Raw genomic sequence first — 17,178 nt, forward strand, 5'->3', positions numbered from 1 at the left:
ACTGTATGAAAGAAAAATCCAAAATAGAGAAAAATGCAGAGGAAAGGCAAATCAGTCTGCTTTCCACTGCTTTGGGAGAGGCTTCGAAGGCCAATGGTTACTGGCTCAACGCTTCTGGAAAGAGGTATCCGAGGCTGTACCCGCACGGCGTGTCGGCCAGCCCGTTCAATGCACTGTTCATGGCATTGCATTCCGACCGGAACGGATGCAATACGAACCTGTTCACCTTGTTCAGTGATGCCAAGGCCCGCGGCACGTCGGTACGTGAGCATGAACAGGGTGTGCCGTTCCTGTACTATAACTGGAACAAATATGTCCACAGGAACAATCCTGAAGAGTTCATCAACCGGGGAACCTACCTTACATTGGACGATGAGCAGAAGAAACAATATAAGGGAGTACATAACAGAGAGATACGCACTCTGTTCAATATAGACCAGACGACATTTCCCCATGTGGACGAAGAGGCTTACAGGGCCGTTCTGCAACAGGATGGGAATGCCATGGAACGAGGATATTCGGAGGCAGACACACGGCGTATGCATATCCGTTTCAATGATTTCTTGCTGAAAATGCGTGACAACCTTGTGCCGGTCCGTTACGATGGCAGCGGAATGCCCCATTATGAAACGGACAAAGATGCCGTCTATATGCCCCGCCAAAAGAACTTTGACCATTACAACGATTATGTGCAGGAAACCCTGCGCCAGATAGTGAGTGCCACCGGGCATCAGCAGCGGCTTGCCCGCGAGGGAATGGTGATGAAAAACGGTATGCCGCCTTCCGACGATGCCGTCAAACAGGAACGGCTGGTCGTGGAAATAGCATCGGGAATCAAGATGCTGGAGCTGGGACTGCCTGCCCGCTTGTCCGACGAAAGTCTCAGTTTGGTGGAATATTGGGACCGGGAACTCAAAGAGAACCCGAATATGATAGATGCCCTCGAGAGTGACGTGAACAATGCTCTCGAAGTTATCCGTAAAGCGGAACGTGGAGAGAAAATCGAATATGCCACCTTGCGGAACAGGAAACAGACATCTGACATGCAGGACCAGCTGCCCAAGCATTATTTCGTGGCCGATGAGTTACGGAAACGTCCGGACAAGGACAAGAAAACCATTGTCCTTGTCATAGATCCCGTATCAAAGTCGGCTGATGTGATCCTTCCTGCCGGGGCATCACCGGAGGTGGACAACGAGATTCCCGGCATGAACAAAGCCCGTATCGGACGTGCTTTACGTCGGGAAGGCATCGAGACTGTGCGTTTCTTCAATCCGGACGGAGCCTTGGGCTACAGACCTGATGACAAGTATTTTGCCGAGAAGCAGGTCTCTCTGGCACGGTTGAACAACTGGGCCCTGGAAGTGCTTTCGACCCTGAACGTGAGCCCTGCAGTAAAACGGGCCAACGAAGTAGGATTTGACAAGATCCAGATGATTCAGGACGACAAGAACAGATGGGCTCTCTATATAAAGCCGGAGCATCAGAGAGGTTATAGCATATACCCCGACAAGGAAGACATAAACCGCTTCTTTTCCACACTCAAGCAGTCCATGGATAATATAGACAAGGTCCGCATGGAACTGGCTCATAAATATTACGCGCTTGCTGAAATCAAGCCCGACCTGAAAGTCGATCTGTTCAACAGCGGAACACAGGACGTGGACCTGAACCGGATACAGCGTGTGTCCGTGTTCAAAACCAAGCAGGACGGTGTACTGTGTGCCGTAACGATTGACGGGCAGAAACTGCAGCCGCGCAGTGTATCACCGCAACAATGGCAGCGCATGTGGGTGGCGGAAGACCGTGACAGCTACAAACGGCACCTGGCTGCCTCGCTGTTTGCCGATATACTGCAAAAGGGACAGTCGCAGGAGGAACACGCCGGGGAAAAGCAGGAGAAGGAAACCGAGATACGGCAGGGAGAAGCTGTCAGCCGACAGAATGGAGAAGAGCGTACCGTTGAATCCGTCAGTCCGCAGAGAGAGGCTTGGGACAAGATAAAGGCCAAACACCCGGACGCTATCCAGTTTGTAAGAACCGGTGACAACTATACGGCTTATAACGAGGATGCCGTCAAGATAACGGAAACGCTTGCCTTGAAAATGGAGAAGCACGAGGCTGACATGAAAAAAGGCTTTACGGCTTCCGTGACATTCCCAGTCAGCCAGCTCGATACTTTCCTTCAGAAACTTGCGAGAAGCGGTGCAAGAGTGGTGATACGGGATGCAGAAGGACTCGCGGATGCCCGGAACAGAACAACGGGCATAACAGAAAGGACAGCCGGAAACGGCCAGACACGGACTCTCTTTGATACGGCACAGGAGAAACAGTCCGAACGCAGGATTGAGCCGGAGGAAAATGAACATCGTTCAAGCATGAGGAGGTAATGATATGGCAGGAAAAAATAAAGAATATGCAGACAAGTATGCGGAGTACGCCATGGAGCAGATGCGCCGGTATGGCATCCCCGCTTCGGTAACACTTGCGCAAGGAATCCTTGAGAGTTCCAACGGACAGAGTGAACTGGCCCGCAAGGAAAACAATCATTTCGGCATCAAGGCCACTCAGTCATGGATTGCGGAAGGCGGCCGGTACAGCCTGTATTCGGATGACAAGCCGAACGAGAAATTCTGCAGCTATGATAACGTAGGAGACTCCTATGAACACCATTCGAGGTTCCTTAAGGAGAACAGCCGCTACGCGGAATGTTTCAATCTCCGTCCCGATGACTACAAAGGATGGACGGAAGGTATAGCCAAAGCCGGTTACGCGACCGGGGGCAACTATGCCGGGACTCTGCAGAAGATCATCGAGCAGAACGGCCTGGACAAATACGACCGTCAGGTCATGCAGGAAATGGCCGCGCAGGGCAAGCAGTTCGGTCTGGAAAGTAATCCTCTCCAGGAGAAAGAAAAGGCAGAAGCCTATTCATTTCCGGTGGAACGCAAGGAGTTCCTCTTTGTCACTTCCGCTTTCGGAATGCGTCAGGACCCGATGGACAAAGAAAAGCAGCAGATGCACAAGGGGCTTGACATACGATGCAAAGGCGATGCGGTGCTGGCCACGGAAAACGGCGGAAAGGTCGTTTCGGTAAACGGCAATGCCAACTCTGCCGGAGGCAAGAGCGTAACCGTCGAATACAGCCGCCCGGATGGAAGCAAGGTGCAGTGTACCTATATGCACCTTGGCGATATCGCAGTCAAGGCGGGAGACAGTGTCAAGGCAGGACAACGCCTTGGAACCTCGGGCAACACGGGGACACGGACCACGGGAGAGCACCTGCATTTCGGGGTGGTGAACATCCATTCGGACGGGACGCGCCGTGACATCGACCCGGCTGCATATCTGGCCGAGATTGCGCAGAAAGGCAATATCAAGCAGCAGGTGCTGTACAACGGCAATGACCTGCTCGCGAAATACCGTAGTACGGAAGAACCCAAAATCGAGAAACCTCTTTCTACCGAAGACTGGATGAAAAAGCTGCTGTCCTCGGAGGACAGTGGCGTCGGCATGTCCGGATGCAATGACCCTGTCATGGAGATGGCCATGACGGCCTTTACCTCACTGATGGTGCTGGCCGTTCAGATTGACAGCAAGAACGAGGAAGAGCAGAAAGCCGCCGTTTCGGGGGCCATGGATAGCGGAAAGATTGACTTGAAACCACTGCTGCCTGACATGAAAAGCTGTAGTCTGACCATGAAAGAGAACGGGAAAGCCGTCCTTCAGGCGGATAACGGCGAACAGCATATATCGCGCGAGTTGAGTTCCGCAGAATTGAGCCGGCTGTCGGCCGTGCTGAACAACAGTACCCTTACGGATGAAGCCAAGCGGATGCGCGTGACGGGATTGCTGAATACTGCCATCCTTTCGGAAATGGCTTCACAGAATTTCGAACAGGGCATGTCCGAGCAGCGAGGACAAACGGAAAATCTGAAAAGATGAAGCATGGCGATATGATAAAATGCGTGATGATACAGCTATGCAAGTATCTGGCAGGATTATCCTACCTGGCTTTGTATGTCCTGTCCTGCTACAAGCTGTTTGGCTTGACGGCAACATTCCTTATCGTGGGAGTGCAGCTGCTCGTTGCCGGATGGCTTGTCTGGGCAATGATCCGTGCGCCCGATTAGAATATGCTCTCAGACCTTCAACATCAATATAACCAGCATTTGCCGGATGATATGTACCATTCTAAAAACAAAACGAGTTATGATTAAATGTAATGTTACTGTATGCGGTATTATCAACCGCGATGCTACTACACGCACAAACAAGGAGGGAAAACCGTTTTTTACGTTCCCTCTCCAGATAATGGTTCCTGCAACTGACGGTCAGGAAAAGCCTGTCGAGATCGATGTGAGCAAAGATGGCGGTCAGGAGGAAGCCTCCTGCTACAGGAAAGGCTCACGTGTCGAGATTGACGGTACGATGTACCTGAAGCACAGGGGCGACAGGACCTATTTCAACCTATTCGCAAACGAGATCCGCGATGTGACTGCCGATGCGGCCAATACTCTCAAAGGAGAGATGGTTTTCTGTGGAAAGGTCGGAAAGAACATCGAGGAAAAGAAGGACAAGAAAGACCAGTCCTACACGATGTTCTCGGCATTCAGCACGGAGAAAGTCGCTGACGGCTTTGAGTACCAATGGGTACGTTTCTTCTGCTTCAACAGGCAGCGTGAAGAATGGCTCCAGCCTGGTGTGAAGATCGATGCCAAGGGCGAAATGGGCCTGACTGTCCATAACGGTAAGCCTAATGTATCCTGCCGTGTAGAGGAACTTACACAATGTGTCGCAGATTCGTCTAACTCCAATCAGTAACGGTTATGGCAGGCTACAGGAGACAAAATACAGAAGGGCCGAACAGCGAAGACAAGGCTCTCGACCTCTTTGCGGAAATGATGATTGAAAAGCTGGAGACTATCAGCAAGGACTGGAAGAAGCCCTGGTTCACCGAGGGCAGCCTTCAGTGGCCACGCAATCTGTCCGGACGCGAATACAATGGTATGAATGCGCTTATGCTCATGCTGCACTGCGAAAAGGAAGGATACACTATTCCGAGATTCTGCACATTTGATTGCGTGCAGAGACTGAACAAACCGGGCAAGAACGGCGAGGAACTGCCGAGGGTATCGGTACTGAAAGGCGAGAAATCGTTTCCCGTCATGCTGACCACATTTACCTGCATCCACAAGGAGACCAAGGAGAAGATCAAGTATGACGATTACAAAAACTTGTCCGAGGACGAAAAGAAAGAGTATAACGTGTATCCCAAGATGCAGGTATTCCGCGTGTTCAACGTCGCCCAGACGAATCTGAAAGAGGCTCGCCCTGAACTGTGGGAGAAGCTGGAAAAGGAAAACGGCCGTCCATTCGTCCATGAAGGTGAAATGTTCAGCTTCGAACCGGTGGAGAGGATGATACGCGACAATCTATGGATATGTCCCATCAACGTGAAACATCAGGATGATGCCTTTTATTCGATTAGCAAGAATGAAATCACCGTACCGGAGAAGGTGCAGTTCAAGGACGGGGAAGCATTCTACGGAACACTGTTCCATGAGATGGGACATTCAACTGGAGCGGAAGGTGTGCTAAACCGTTTCCAACCGACCTCTTTCGGTTCAAAGGAGTATAGCGATGAAGAACTTGTGGCCGAATTGTGCGGTGCATTGATCTCCCAACGCTACGGAATGGCCAAACATATAAAAGAGGACAGTTGTCCGTATCTGAAATCGTGGCTGGATAACCTGAAGGAGTCACCCCAGTACATTAAGACCGTACTTATGGACGTGAAGAAGGCATCATCCATGATCACGCAGAAAATAGACCAGATAGCCAGGGATATAGAAAGGGAAAAGACCGAAAATCAGGAACGGACGGAAACCCCGAAGGAAAAGGTATATTATGCTTCTGTAGCCTATCTGCAAATGGCGGACGATACCAACCGACTTGACGCACTGAAAGACAAAGGGGACTACAACGGGCTGCTCACTCTTGCGAAAGAGTATTACGACGGGAACGGAATGGATGAACAGTACACCTATGCCTCTCCTTTGCAGAACCGTGGCGATGACCTGCTGATTGAAGACCAGCATTTCGCTGTCGTGTATAACGGTAGTGTAGGAGGAACTTATGACGTGATGCTGAAATACACCGAACAGGAAGTACGAGACCATATCCGAAGATATGGAGTTGACAGGGCCAGCGAGGATGTGAAGGCATTGGCGAGGGAAATGGCTGCAGAACAGTTTGCGGAAATGACGCGGCACAAGATGCCGGTCTTCGAAATGCCGAACGGTGACGTGCTGCATGTCAATTACAACAGGGACAGGGACTCACTGGATGTGGGGACGATGACCAACGCGGGCATGACCGTGAAGCATCATTACCCTTATGACCACAACATGACACTGGATGCCAATCTCCAGGGCGTGAATGAGCAACTGAACGACCTGGAAGAATACAGGGAGGAACAGCAGGAGACCGAATATAGCGGTGGAATGCGACGATGAATGAAAAGGATTTGGGGCTGGTGTGAATGCCAGCCCCTTTGCTATACAATAATCATTTTCAGGTTACGACATACGTAACAGTGCAGGTTATTTTTAGATGATATAATTCTATTGCTCATCACTACTTCTTGAGTTCCAGTATATATATTTGTTTTTCCGAATTGTCATTAAACTCACACTCTGTAAAATCACCGAATTTATGGACAACATTAAATCCCGCTTGATGAAGATATGAATTTAACTCTTGTGGAAAGAACAGTCTCATGTCCATATTCTGGACTGAGTGAAATGCACCGTCAATAAAATACTGCCACTTTATACGATTGATTTGAGATGCACTTTCGTAATGCATACTTTGTCTTATCAATACACTTCTTCCATCATTTGTAGTATATTCAGCCATAACATGTTGTTCCCGTTCGTTTTCGACAATATATTGGATATTGGGATTGAAGCAGTCCAATAAAAACAAACCGTTATCTTTCAGGTGTTTTTTTACAGTGTTCAACGCCTCAAACAAATCTTCATTTTTATACAGATGATGAATAGAATTGAAAGGAATAAAAATAAGATCGAATTTCTCTCCCAAGTTTAGTTCTCTTATATCCGCTTCAATGAAATCTATTTTTAATCCGGCTTGTAGCGCTTTTTCCTTTGCCCGTTCAAGCATGGATGAAGTATAATCAACGCCCTTAATGTCATAGCCATCCTTTGCTATTGGAATCGTAAGTCTTCCCGTTCCACAGCAAAGTTCAAGTATTTTGGCCTCTTTGTTTTTGGGTAACCATTTTTTGTAAAACTCTAAATCGGACAGAAATTTATTCAGTCCATCATAAATATCTGCATCATAGATAAAATCTCCGACTTTATAATCTGTATTCATATTCCTTGATTTCTTTATTGATTGCAGGTGCATTATAATGCTTATCTGCAAACAGATTTTTCAATGTTGTTTTTTGCTCGTAGCAAGAGTGTTTTGCAAATTAAATTGTGGAACGGTTTGATTATGGCAAAATAACATTTTCCAAAACGATTATGGAATCTGACTTTTGTACTTACAGATATGCGTTGACTGTCACATTCCACACGCCCAGTCATAAAAGCAATTTCCAAATCAAGATGCTTGTCATTTTTGCTTATAGTTGCCAAATTCTCAGTCTCAATATGCACCAAATCCGATAAATCTTTTCCTCTTTTTAGTCCAAAAGGCTTCATAATGGCATTACGAATTTTCATCAATAGGGTTATCCACTTTGGTGCAGAAAAGAACAGCCCAGACAACTCTGCAGCATTTATAAATCTTGCAGTATGGACTATATCACTAAACTCATCTGTATAATTGTAACTCTTATTGTTTCTCATAATTCATTATCTCAACAGTTTACATTTTTGATTTTCACCGTTTAATTACAAAGTTCGCTATAATTTATGATATTGCGTCCTTTTTGAGGGACAATTAACAAGATAAGCAATATAGAAAAGCCAAGAAAAAGCTATAAGAGGAATACAACGATTGAGAAAAGGATTTGGGGCTGGTGTGATGCCAGCCCCTTGTCATTGTTCGCTATGTCGGAAATATTCTTTCCAGTTTTCTTCATCTATTGTCAATTTCCCCATTTCCCAATCATATTCCACTTCCGGCATGTTGGAGTAAGGGAAATGCACGGTGTAGCCGATTTGGCCATAGGAACAGTGCAATGGTGTAACGCAAATCTCCTGACCGAAATAAGTCTGAGGCGTACAGTATCTCCGCCAGTTAAAACGTCCGGCAGCTATATTACGGCAAAGCAATTTAAGAATCGTTGTGCTTTTCCTGCCTTGAAAATCTTTTCTGCAAGTCTTCATGTTACTATTTTACTTATTTACTATTCTACTATTTTACTACTTTACTAAAATACTAATGTGCTACTTTGTAGTATATTTCAGGGGCACTTGACACATTGTAAATATTACTGCCACAACGCACAAGCAGGGCGTCCTGTCCATAATAGGCTTTTTTCATTCCACTGATGCTTCCTGACTTGTGAAAATTGGGAAAACTGCTGATGCCAACTTTTTTTGCATCCTGACTATGGAGTGTTTTTGTCTTCATTGTAATACTTTCGATTGCTGTACTTCATTAAATGAGTTGGGTGAAACCACCCGCATGGTAGCGGGTGGCTATACGACATATACCGTCAGAAGTGATAATCAATGACGCCTCCGACATAGAGCAAAGTGCCGGGTTCAAGAGAGCTGACAAACAGCATGAACTCAAAGGATGGCTCGGCAAATGACTGGCATCCGTCTCCATTCAGATAAAAATGATAGCCGGTATCCAGCGGATTATCTATTGCCTGCTTGAGGTAATATGTAGAACTCCACTCAAACATATTTTCGACAGTAATGGCGTCCGCTTTCTTCCGGATTTCTGCAACATACTTCTCTTTCCATTGTTCCATGCCATCACCTGTATAACGTATCGTGTCTTCCGATACAAGTTCGAACATTCCTTTCGGCAGGATGGAATTGACTAAATTGGTTATCTCTTCCTTGCGCTCTTCATCGCTGATGTCGGCACAATAATCGTAAAAACTGTTGTCGCCCTGATTGAGGGTGTCTTCGTTCAGATAGTTTTCCTTGTCTATCTGCGTTGTTGAAATTTGAAAAACTCTGCTGTGCATAATTCTGAATTTTAAGTTGTTGTTTTTATTTCCCTTTTCTTGAAGCCTTTCGGCCTTCTTGTCAGGGAATGATTTTTATGCAGGACAGACAGCGAGCATAGGACGAACAAGACAAGTAAACAGTGGACAGGATAAAGCGGAATACCCAAATCTATGATTTGCGGAAGGCTGCCGTGAATATCCGGGAACCGTTAGCATAGCGGTACTTGGCGACCGTCCGTCGCTGTACCTTCGCATATAAAATCTCTCCGACAAGAAAGTGCCGGCAGGTAGGAAATCATATATTTCTTACAAGAGGAATAACCTGGCCGAATATAAAGGGTATGCACCTCCAGCGCAGTTTTGTAAAACAGGCTGTCTATAAAAGCATAGAAAAGACTCCCGAACAAATAATGCTCGGGAATCATTTGCTGATGTCGGATTGAATTAGTTTACTATTTGAAATTCATGCAGGTAGCAGAAGGCATCTTCGCTCTTGCTTTGCCAGCGTTCGTCAAGTGCCTTGACATCCTCTGCTGACTTTATCGGCTCTCCGCATTTTTCTTCAAGCCAAGCGAACGCATCTTCTTGGGTCTCGAAATATTCACTGAGATACTCTTCCTCTGGGGAACATGCGTCCAAGAAGAACCTGTCACTGAAATATGTACCAAATTCATCGTTTGTTTCATATACTTCCATGCCTGGCTCTTCCGCCTGAAAGTAATAGCGAAGATTGGGGAACGCTTCCCTCACAAGGTCAAATGTCTCACTGCATGGGGCCCACGCTGTTTCTGTTGAAAACTTCAATACATCACCGTCCATTTCAAGTCCGTTCCAAGAGCCACGGCAACGTACATCGTTCCAATCCTTACCCAAAGCATCCACGAGACATCCCAGCCAAGTAGTCCCAAATCCGTTTTCTACTGAAGGTGTCTTACGTTCTTCCAGTCCTTTCATCAACTCATACAGTTGCTTCACTTCTTTTGCGTCGCCATCTATCACATACGCAGTACTGCACCAATTCGGCATAATCGTAATAATTTAATTGTTGAACATTGTTTTTGTTATCCCTCTTATCGAAGCTCTTCCGGCTTCTTGTCGGGGAATGATTTTTATGCAGGACAGACAGCGAGCATAGGACGAACAAGACAAGTAAACAGTGACAGGATAAAGCGGAATACCCAAATCTTCGATTTGTGGAAGGCTGCCGTGAAGATCCGGGAGCCGTTAGCACAGCGGTACTTGGCGACCGTCCGTCGCTGTACCTTTGCATATGAAATCTCTCCGGCAAGGAAAGCCGGTGATGAGAGAGAATATCAATTTATTGAATATAGAAAAGGCAATATATATGACAATATGCCGTTAAATTATAATTGAATACTGTTACAACTGTAAAAATATTTATATATTCGCATATAAACACATATAAACAGAATATTATGAAATATTTTATTGCTCTTATCTTTACATTTTTTTCTATATATACCGTTTCAGCACAGGATAGCCAGCGGTGTATGGAAATAGTTAACATTGCTGTTGACGCTGTCAACAATCACTCGGTTGAAAATCTGCATGAACATCTTGCACCGGATTTCGTCTGTGCAGGTCAGAGCGGTCCAATCGCTATCCAAGTTTTAGCGCAAATAATAACACAAATAGACGAACATATCTCTAATATAAATAAAATAGACGAACGGCAAGCAGATGCGACTTTGACTTTAGTATATGACTTCAATTACAGCAAACGACTGGGGCATAAAGAAGCAACCTTTATCTTTAATAGTGACAATCAGATAAAACAGATGGATCTGCTACCCGTACAAGTTAAAAAGGTAGATATGAAAAAAGATTTTGAAACTCCATCCGATGATGTTATTACAGTACCAATGGAAATATCTGACGGACTTATTTTTGTTAAGGCAGAATTGAATGGTATTGAACGTGATTTTATCTTGGATAGTGGTGCGCCGAGTCTTTACCTGAACAGTAAATATTTTTCCCACACTAATGATACAGTAAACTCAATAAGCAGTGCACAAGGCGTAAGTTCTGGAATTTCGGGTCAAGATGTTTTTCGTGTCAACACTTTCAATTTTCATGGGATTCGTGCTGAAAATACAGACTTTGTAATGTCAGACATTTCTCACTTGTCAAAAGATCGAGAAATATATGGATTAATTGGTTATCAAGTGCTAAAGGACTACGATTGGCTATTCGATTATGAAGGGAAAACATTGACATTAATCAAGAGTGATAAAACAGAAAATTATATAAAGGAAATGAGATATAAGACCTATGAGGTTCCGATGCAGATGACCTCTGAAAAGTCGCACATTCCTTTTATCGAGACAAAGATTGGTGATATTACTCTCATGATGGGTATTGATTGTGGTGCTGCCGTTAACCTGATTGATGACTCAATGTTTAGTAAACTGGAAAAACGAATGTCAAATATTTCCACTACGGAATTGAATGGAGCATCAAAAGAATCAACTACAGTAAAAAACGGTGATATAAAATCTTTGAATATTGGCAAAAAACGCTTTAAGCACCTGCCAACAGTATTTAGTGATATCAGTCATCTAAACGCTCGTTGGACAAACAAGATTGATGGACTTTTGGGTTATGAAATTCTATCACGACAAAAACTTATAATGAGCATCAACAACAAGAAACTTATTTTTATCGAATAATTTTTATATCATTATCATACATCAAGACATTCCGCTATTATCTTTGTTGCAATAATATATAATTAAAAGTACAAAGTAATGGAAAATTCATTTGCTCAGATCAGCGAATTGTTCGCTCAGTTTTCAGAGAATGCCAAACTTCAGATTGAAAAAGGCAATAAGGCAGCAGGAATGCGTGCCCGTAAAGCGTCACTTGAACTTGAAAAGCTTCTGAAACAGTTCAGAAAAGAATCACTGGAAGCCTCCAAATGATTCCTTTCGGAATACGTACATACCAGGTATCAAGTAAAAAGCCTCTGCGCTTCACAGCGGAGAGGCTTTTGGTTAATAATAGATTCTCTATGGCTAAAACAGTTCAACTTTCGTGTGTCTGTTGGCTTCGGTCGGCAGATAGTCGGCAATTCCACCTCTGCTGATTTTTGTGATCCTTTCTGCAGGAATGCCGCGCTGTTTCAGTTCCGAAACGATAAAGTCCGCTCTTGACTGGCTCAATGAATCATTGATGCCGGATGTCCCTGTAGAACTGTCCGCAGCCCCGGTAACTCTTACATGCAAGTCATATTTCTTTGCGACCCTTGCCAATTCATCCAGATTGAGTTTCTGTGAAACATCTGTCAGGCGGGCAGTGTTAAGAGTGAAAAAGAAATATACAGGAGCTCCGATACAGCTATCCGAGACATGATTCACAACCATGGGATTGTGCCCTTCAGCCGTTATGAATTTATTCGATACCAGGGAATCCGGATTCTGTTTGTCCTTGTTGTTATTGTTGTTATGAATGAATGCCGTATCGAGAGGGGATATTCCGTCCCAATGTCTGTGTTTCAGTCTTGCACGCAATGAGTTCAAGCCACTATAATTGTTTACAGGATATCCTTGTTGTCCATTCTTCTCATCTTCCAGCAAGTGCCCGTAGGTATCAAGCAGACCTTCGATTTCCAGAATCTTCTTCAGTTCAGCAAGCGTTCGTTTGTCGCAGTCATGTTGTCCGGCATAGCGGCTGTTCTTCTCGGACAAGGCACGGGAATAATCGATGAGCTGTTCATTCCTGTGGATGTAATGCGTGACATCAGCAGCTCGTTTCCAACCTATTTTCCCGAGATGGAAGGTGAATCCGGCTGTCAGTGATACCATATGATCACCCAGGCGGTTTGTTCGGCCATAGCCATCAAATTTTTGTGAGGTTGTTGTCCCCGAGAACTCCAGTACTGCACTTACCCGTTTTGAAATCCGATATTGTCCCTGAATACCGTATGAGAAGGCGAAAGGAGAAGTCTTGTTGGAGGAATTGTGTATCAGTCCGACTCCGACAAATGGGGCAAGTCCCCAGCGTGTCTGCTCCTGTCCGGAATACCGATAACCAAGCAGGTTCCATAGCAGGTCTGCATGGACGCTATGGTAATTTTTCGTGGATAACCCGGCATCTTTGAATTGCAAACCGCTGTAATGTATGCGGGCGCCAACGGCAGGAGTAAACCATTTTCCGACGGCAAGGTTGTACGAGGGTTTCACACGTCCGAACAGATCTTCGCAGCCAAGAGGCGTTCCGAGAAAAGCGGTTGCCCCTCCGGTGACACTGACAAACCAATTGCCACTCCCGGTCCTTGGCACTACCACACCGTCAAGATAGACCGGCTGGAGGGGTTGGAACAGTTCTGTGGCATCATGGAAGAACTCATGTTGTACAGTATCTCTTTCTGTATATCGTGAATTTGCCTGTACCTGCACGGAGCAGAGAACGGCAAAGATAAGAATGATTTGTTTTGTCATATTCAAATGATTTTTATTTGTTATAACTTTGATTGTAATACATTTCTGCCATTTATCGTTTGGCTTTTTTGCCACTGGAAGGACGCATCATGCGACTTGCCATCTTCATGCACCGGAGAGCCCAGGCACGGTTGTCCTCGTCTTCATCACGTCCCCACTTGAGGTCATTTCCGCCACCTCCGCCGCCATGTGTTTCGGCAAATGTTGTGGCATCATCGACCATTCCAAGAAACAGCATTGTCGCACAGCGCATGACTTCCGTCCCCCGTTCCGCCACGGAACACAGGAGCGTGTCATCGAACTGTTGCCGTTCGGAAGGCTTCATCTGTGCCGACATTTCCCGCCACTCATTGACCATATTCTCCAACATGGCATCCTTGAGCAGACTGTCCACTTTGGAATGGACATCACGCGAGTATTTGTATGCTTCTTCCTTCAATTCTTCTGTCCGCTCCTGAATGGCATCCATATTTTCCTTGAGCTCGGAAAGTTGTCGGTCAGCGGTCTGTAGCTTCTCCTGTTTGTCTGCCAATTTATTCTGGATAGCGGCCAGCTCATTTTCGAGCTTTTCTTTCTCGGCAGATAAAGTCTGTGCATCACCTTTCCGGGCTTCCATATCATTTTTGAGTGCCGACAATTGGGCTTCTTTTTCGGCCTGCTCCTTTTTCAAGTTTTCCACCATTGAAGTCAAGCCCTTGACCCTGCGCTCTGCCATCCGGATGTCCGAATGGAGAGAGGAAAGGACTTGCTGATGGCGGCTGATATTCTCTTCTATTGTAGAGCATTCCTCTGACAGCATACGACGGTATTCTTCTGTACTGCGATGCTTCTTTCCCGTTTCGGAAACACTTGAGCCTCTGGACATGCCCCATTTGCTATTGACTTCTGCATAAAAGTCCGTATGAAGCTGTTTCATGCGCTCGCTGAATTCATATTTGTCCTTACCGGCAAATATCTCCTTGTACGCAAACTTCCCATCTTTGATTGGCAGCAAAGTACAATGCACATGTGGATTCAACTCATCCAGATGTACAATGAATGCGGCAATATTCTGTTCACCATATCTGCCGCAGACAAATGAATAGACATCCTTTGCCCAACGTTCAATCTCACTCTTCCTTTTTATGTGTCTATTGTCCGCACCTTTTTCAAAATCGACTTCCTGCTTGCCAAATGCGAGTTCCTGCATCCGTGTGCGAGAGCCCCCAAAAATGATATTTACGACTGTACGGAATCTCGGTTCTTCCAAACCTTCATTGGGATCCTTTATGCCTCGTTTATGCAACAGTTCAGCCATTCGCTCAGGAATGCTCCGGCCTTTGTCGATAGGACGGATCTTACCTCCTGATACGACTTCAAAATTCAGGTGTTCACGTGTCGGGTCATAATTACCAAGGTCAGTTGCCCTTTTCCAACCTTTCTCTGTCCAATTGCGCATATGTTCATTACTCTGAGCCACTGTTATCCCTTTGGATACATGTACGTCAAGTACCTGTTTTGCATTTGCCATATTGTTTCCGTGTTGTTTTGTACAATCCATCATGTCCCAGCTTGCTGCTTGTTCGGACATGCCTCCCTGCGACGTTAGTAGGCAGGGGTATTAGGCTACCCACTCCCTCTGTTTCGTGGCATGTGGGCAAGCCCACTTGCCTCATAAAACTGGAAGGATGTCAGGACTGAGATAGGGATGGATTGTTCCTGGTTATACAATTCATTTTCGTTTCCCGGTTCAGTCCGACAATGTCTGGGCTTTTGCCGCAAGCGATAAAAAGGGAATACGGAACGATTTAAGGAGTTCTTTGTTCCTGTCCATATCAACACCTGCGCCGGATGTTTCGGGATTAAATACAAGCTCCGCAAGCTCTTTGGCGGTCTCGATAAACGCGCCCCATTCACCGCCGAGGTCAAGGGTGAAGAACTGCGACAGTTGTGAACTGTTATCGAATCTTGACTTACGCAACACACGCTGGAGAGCGGCATTGGCAATACACTCTAATATTGTTTCCCTTAGTTTTTCTTCCTGTCTGACGACTTCTGCCGATACCGTATCGGCGCCGTTGCCGGAAGCCTGAGAATTATCTTTACCGGCAATGGCGGCTAATGCCTGGCAAAGAGCCTGACCACATGAATGACCGGCATCCTCCGATGTCTTTTTGCCGATGACCCATTCGGACAATATACTGCCGATTCGTGTGGCAAAGTCCGGCTCTTCCTGTTCAGTTCCGGCTATTGCATTTTTTCCAGACTGCACGGTCATGGTGATGATGACGCTTTTATTAAGTTTTGTGCGTTCAAGTAGCCCGAAAGATTCCAGAGCATCCAGAAAGGTTCGGACAGTGGCACGATGCCAATGCCAGAATTCCGCAAGATCGGAGATTGTCACATGACATTGGTTGGGAAGAAGTTTTCGCTCCACTTTTCTTACAAATGGAGAAACAAAACCTGCCATTGATCTGTCCAGCAGGTCCCAATACGCTTCCGTCTTCGTTTTACGGTCTCCGGCTTTCTCCTTCAGGAAATCGAACACCTTGACATCTGCCAATATAAAGGTCGTATTCTCTTGACTATTTTCCATTTTACTTTGTTTTAATGATTATTACAGTGCGGAGTTTCTGAAATGCTGCCTTTGTCCGCTTCAAAGACACCATCGCGTGATGATTATCGTGTTTCTTTTCGGATATCGTTTCAGGATGCGTTGTCGTTCCTTCAGCCTTTTCTTCATCATCGCATTCGGCTGTGACCGGAGCAGAGGGATAGAACAAGGCTGCCAAAAGAATATAGTACGCAGTTACGGTAGTAGTGTACAGATACGGTTCAAAGCAGCTGACCAATGTTATAGCACTGATGCCGGCAAACAGACCCATGGAATCATGCAAACGGCTCAGACACCTGTCCGCCAGCTTGAACGAGAACATAGCGGCACAGATAACGGTTGATACCAGGATGCCGAATTCACCAGCATGTCCACTTGCATAGACATAGTGGAAAAGCAGTAGCAGGAACAGAATCACCCGTGTATAAAGTTTGCGGGCTCTGATGTTTTGTTTCATGGAAGCGTGAAACTTTGCCATAAACCGGTATGGCTTTTTGTACAATATCAATGACAGTACAAGAGGGGTCACGCAAAAGATGAGTTGCAATATTTTCAGTAACATAAGTAATATGGTTTTTCGGGTACGTGTATAGGTGTTGCTCTGAGTTCCAAGTGGACAATATCATAAGTTGCCAAGCGGATAATGGTTTCGGCATCCACGGCCGTGAGGTTCATTGCAGCTTTTTTGATTCGCTGCTTGAATGACCGGTCCTGTTTGCGATAGATAGCCAAAGCTTTGTTCAGTTCATGTTCAGGGATGGCCCATGTGGTACCTTCGAGGTATGTTCCGTTTGTCTTGAACGCCCGCAGGACCAAAGTTCGGGAGACAAGGTAGTCCGTCCTGTCACTTCTTGAGATGATATGTTCTTTATAGAGGTTGTCGTCTGCGACCTCTATCCATGTTCGGTGGGCATTGATCCAATAGACCATCTGCCTGTATAATGTATTTCTCATGATGATGT

At 45.7% G+C, this 17,178-nt stretch carries 18 protein-coding genes; 7 read left to right on the forward strand and 11 right to left on the reverse strand.

The window, feature by feature from the left end:
* The first annotated feature begins 5 nt into the window (after positions 1 to 5).
* The 5 genes from BN8908_RS09285 (at position 6) to BN8908_RS09305 (ending at position 6,518) form a co-directional block, all read left to right on the forward strand.
* The gene (locus BN8908_RS09285) at positions 6 to 2,390 is read left to right on the forward strand and encodes a MutS N-terminal domain-containing protein (RefSeq protein WP_068690219.1); all 2,385 of its coding nucleotides are present in this window, start codon (positions 6 to 8) and stop codon (positions 2,388 to 2,390) included.
* Between the two features lie 4 nt (positions 2,391 to 2,394).
* Entirely contained in the window at positions 2,395 to 3,945 is a 1,551-nt protein-coding gene (locus BN8908_RS09290) for a glucosaminidase domain-containing protein (protein WP_068690221.1), read from the forward strand.
* A complete protein-coding gene (locus BN8908_RS09295) occupies positions 3,942 to 4,133 on the forward strand; it encodes a hypothetical protein (protein ID WP_005815998.1) in 192 nt (63 codons plus the stop codon). Before BN8908_RS09290 ends, BN8908_RS09295 begins: the two co-directional genes overlap by 4 nt.
* Positions 4,134 to 4,212: 79 nt before the next feature.
* The gene (locus BN8908_RS09300) at positions 4,213 to 4,824 is read left to right on the forward strand and encodes a hypothetical protein (protein WP_068690223.1); all 612 of its coding nucleotides are present in this window, start codon (positions 4,213 to 4,215) and stop codon (positions 4,822 to 4,824) included.
* A gap of 5 nt (positions 4,825 to 4,829) precedes the next feature.
* Positions 4,830 to 6,518 (forward strand): zincin-like metallopeptidase domain-containing protein, encoded by a 1,689-nt coding sequence (locus BN8908_RS09305; protein ID WP_068690225.1) that lies wholly within the window; start codon positions 4,830 to 4,832, stop codon positions 6,516 to 6,518.
* Positions 6,519 to 6,639: 121 nt separating this feature from the next.
* Here the strand turns inward: BN8908_RS09305 and BN8908_RS09310 are convergent, their stop codons facing one another.
* The 6 genes from BN8908_RS09310 to BN8908_RS09340 all read right to left on the reverse strand — a co-directional run bounded on the left by BN8908_RS09310 (position 6,640) and on the right by BN8908_RS09340 (position 10,189).
* Positions 6,640 to 7,401: a class I SAM-dependent methyltransferase gene (locus BN8908_RS09310; RefSeq protein WP_021891532.1), complete on the reverse strand. Its 762-nt coding sequence runs from the start codon at positions 7,399 to 7,401 to the stop codon at positions 6,640 to 6,642.
* Between the two features lie 41 nt (positions 7,402 to 7,442).
* Positions 7,443 to 7,880, reverse strand: a complete 438-nt coding sequence (locus BN8908_RS09315) for a DUF2867 domain-containing protein (protein ID WP_068690227.1) — start codon at positions 7,878 to 7,880, stop codon at positions 7,443 to 7,445.
* A gap of 192 nt (positions 7,881 to 8,072) precedes the next feature.
* Complete coding sequence (locus BN8908_RS09320) at positions 8,073 to 8,363, reverse strand: hypothetical protein (RefSeq protein WP_068690229.1); 291 nt, start codon at positions 8,361 to 8,363, stop codon at positions 8,073 to 8,075.
* A 52-nt stretch (positions 8,364 to 8,415) separates the two neighbouring features.
* On the reverse strand, positions 8,416 to 8,610 hold the full coding sequence (locus BN8908_RS18970) for a hypothetical protein (protein ID WP_068690231.1): 195 nt from the start codon (positions 8,608 to 8,610) through the stop codon (positions 8,416 to 8,418).
* 85 nt (positions 8,611 to 8,695) lie between these two features.
* Complete coding sequence (locus BN8908_RS09330; protein WP_005807200.1) at positions 8,696 to 9,181, reverse strand: hypothetical protein; 486 nt, start codon at positions 9,179 to 9,181, stop codon at positions 8,696 to 8,698.
* 426 nt (positions 9,182 to 9,607) lie between these two features.
* Positions 9,608 to 10,189, reverse strand: coding sequence for a hypothetical protein (locus tag BN8908_RS09340; protein WP_005807206.1), 582 nt, complete (start codon positions 10,187 to 10,189; stop codon positions 9,608 to 9,610).
* Positions 10,190 to 10,599: 410 nt separating this feature from the next.
* Between BN8908_RS09340 and BN8908_RS09350 the strand changes: the two genes are divergently transcribed.
* Entirely contained in the window at positions 10,600 to 11,853 is a 1,254-nt protein-coding gene (locus tag BN8908_RS09350) for a retropepsin-like aspartic protease (RefSeq protein WP_068690237.1), read from the forward strand.
* Between the two features lie 78 nt (positions 11,854 to 11,931).
* Positions 11,932 to 12,105, forward strand: a complete 174-nt coding sequence (locus BN8908_RS09355; RefSeq protein WP_005807207.1) for a histone H1 — start codon at positions 11,932 to 11,934, stop codon at positions 12,103 to 12,105.
* Between the two features lie 93 nt (positions 12,106 to 12,198).
* Here the strand turns inward: BN8908_RS09355 and BN8908_RS09360 are convergent, their stop codons facing one another.
* The 5 genes from BN8908_RS09360 to BN8908_RS09380 form a co-directional block, all read right to left on the reverse strand.
* Positions 12,199 to 13,623: an OmpA family protein gene (locus tag BN8908_RS09360; RefSeq protein ID WP_068690239.1), complete on the reverse strand. Its 1,425-nt coding sequence runs from the start codon at positions 13,621 to 13,623 to the stop codon at positions 12,199 to 12,201.
* A 52-nt stretch (positions 13,624 to 13,675) separates the two neighbouring features.
* On the reverse strand, positions 13,676 to 15,133 hold the full coding sequence (mobV, locus tag BN8908_RS09365; RefSeq protein ID WP_032529487.1) for a MobV family relaxase: 1,458 nt from the start codon (positions 15,131 to 15,133) through the stop codon (positions 13,676 to 13,678).
* 219 nt (positions 15,134 to 15,352) lie between these two features.
* Positions 15,353 to 16,198 (reverse strand): helix-turn-helix domain-containing protein, encoded by an 846-nt coding sequence (locus BN8908_RS09370; protein ID WP_068690240.1) that lies wholly within the window; start codon positions 16,196 to 16,198, stop codon positions 15,353 to 15,355.
* 1 nt (position 16,199) lies between these two features.
* On the reverse strand, positions 16,200 to 16,694 hold the full coding sequence (locus BN8908_RS09375) for a hypothetical protein (RefSeq protein ID WP_225678910.1): 495 nt from the start codon (positions 16,692 to 16,694) through the stop codon (positions 16,200 to 16,202).
* Positions 16,695 to 16,768: 74 nt separating this feature from the next.
* Positions 16,769 to 17,170 (reverse strand): hypothetical protein, encoded by a 402-nt coding sequence (locus tag BN8908_RS09380; protein ID WP_005807212.1) that lies wholly within the window; start codon positions 17,168 to 17,170, stop codon positions 16,769 to 16,771.
* Positions 17,171 to 17,178 lie beyond the last annotated feature (8 nt).

It is taken from the genome of Culturomica massiliensis, assembly GCF_900091655.1.
In the GTDB taxonomy this organism is placed as follows: Bacteria; Bacteroidota; Bacteroidia; order Bacteroidales; family Marinifilaceae; genus Culturomica; species Culturomica massiliensis.

What these genes read in the sequence shown, in the direction of transcription:
- BN8908_RS09285 (WP_068690219.1), top strand. Translation starts at nt 6, where the DNA reads ATGAAAGAAAAATCCAAAATAGAGAAAAATGCAGAGGAAAGGCAAATC.
- BN8908_RS09320 (WP_068690229.1), bottom strand. Translation starts at nt 8,363, where the DNA reads ATGAAGACTTGCAGAAAAGATTTTCAAGGCAGGAAAAGCACAACGATT.
- BN8908_RS09305 (WP_068690225.1), top strand. Translation starts at nt 4,830, where the DNA reads ATGGCAGGCTACAGGAGACAAAATACAGAAGGGCCGAACAGCGAAGAC.
- BN8908_RS09360 (WP_068690239.1), bottom strand. Translation starts at nt 13,623, where the DNA reads ATGACAAAACAAATCATTCTTATCTTTGCCGTTCTCTGCTCCGTGCAG.
- BN8908_RS09315 (WP_068690227.1), bottom strand. Translation starts at nt 7,880, where the DNA reads ATGAGAAACAATAAGAGTTACAATTATACAGATGAGTTTAGTGATATA.
- BN8908_RS18970 (WP_068690231.1), bottom strand. Translation starts at nt 8,610, where the DNA reads ATGAAGACAAAAACACTCCATAGTCAGGATGCAAAAAAAGTTGGCATC.
- BN8908_RS09300 (WP_068690223.1), top strand. Translation starts at nt 4,213, where the DNA reads ATGATTAAATGTAATGTTACTGTATGCGGTATTATCAACCGCGATGCT.
- BN8908_RS09340 (WP_005807206.1), bottom strand. Translation starts at nt 10,189, where the DNA reads ATGCCGAATTGGTGCAGTACTGCGTATGTGATAGATGGCGACGCAAAA.
- BN8908_RS09330 (WP_005807200.1), bottom strand. Translation starts at nt 9,181, where the DNA reads ATGCACAGCAGAGTTTTTCAAATTTCAACAACGCAGATAGACAAGGAA.
- mobV (WP_032529487.1), bottom strand. Translation starts at nt 15,133, where the DNA reads ATGGCAAATGCAAAACAGGTACTTGACGTACATGTATCCAAAGGGATA.
- BN8908_RS09290 (WP_068690221.1), top strand. Translation starts at nt 2,395, where the DNA reads ATGGCAGGAAAAAATAAAGAATATGCAGACAAGTATGCGGAGTACGCC.
- BN8908_RS09355 (WP_005807207.1), top strand. Translation starts at nt 11,932, where the DNA reads ATGGAAAATTCATTTGCTCAGATCAGCGAATTGTTCGCTCAGTTTTCA.
- BN8908_RS09350 (WP_068690237.1), top strand. Translation starts at nt 10,600, where the DNA reads ATGAAATATTTTATTGCTCTTATCTTTACATTTTTTTCTATATATACC.
- BN8908_RS09375 (WP_225678910.1), bottom strand. Translation starts at nt 16,694, where the DNA reads ATGGCAAAGTTTCACGCTTCCATGAAACAAAACATCAGAGCCCGCAAA.
- BN8908_RS09380 (WP_005807212.1), bottom strand. Translation starts at nt 17,170, where the DNA reads ATGAGAAATACATTATACAGGCAGATGGTCTATTGGATCAATGCCCAC.
- BN8908_RS09370 (WP_068690240.1), bottom strand. Translation starts at nt 16,198, where the DNA reads ATGGAAAATAGTCAAGAGAATACGACCTTTATATTGGCAGATGTCAAG.
- BN8908_RS09295 (WP_005815998.1), top strand. Translation starts at nt 3,942, where the DNA reads ATGAAGCATGGCGATATGATAAAATGCGTGATGATACAGCTATGCAAG.
- BN8908_RS09310 (WP_021891532.1), bottom strand. Translation starts at nt 7,401, where the DNA reads ATGAATACAGATTATAAAGTCGGAGATTTTATCTATGATGCAGATATT.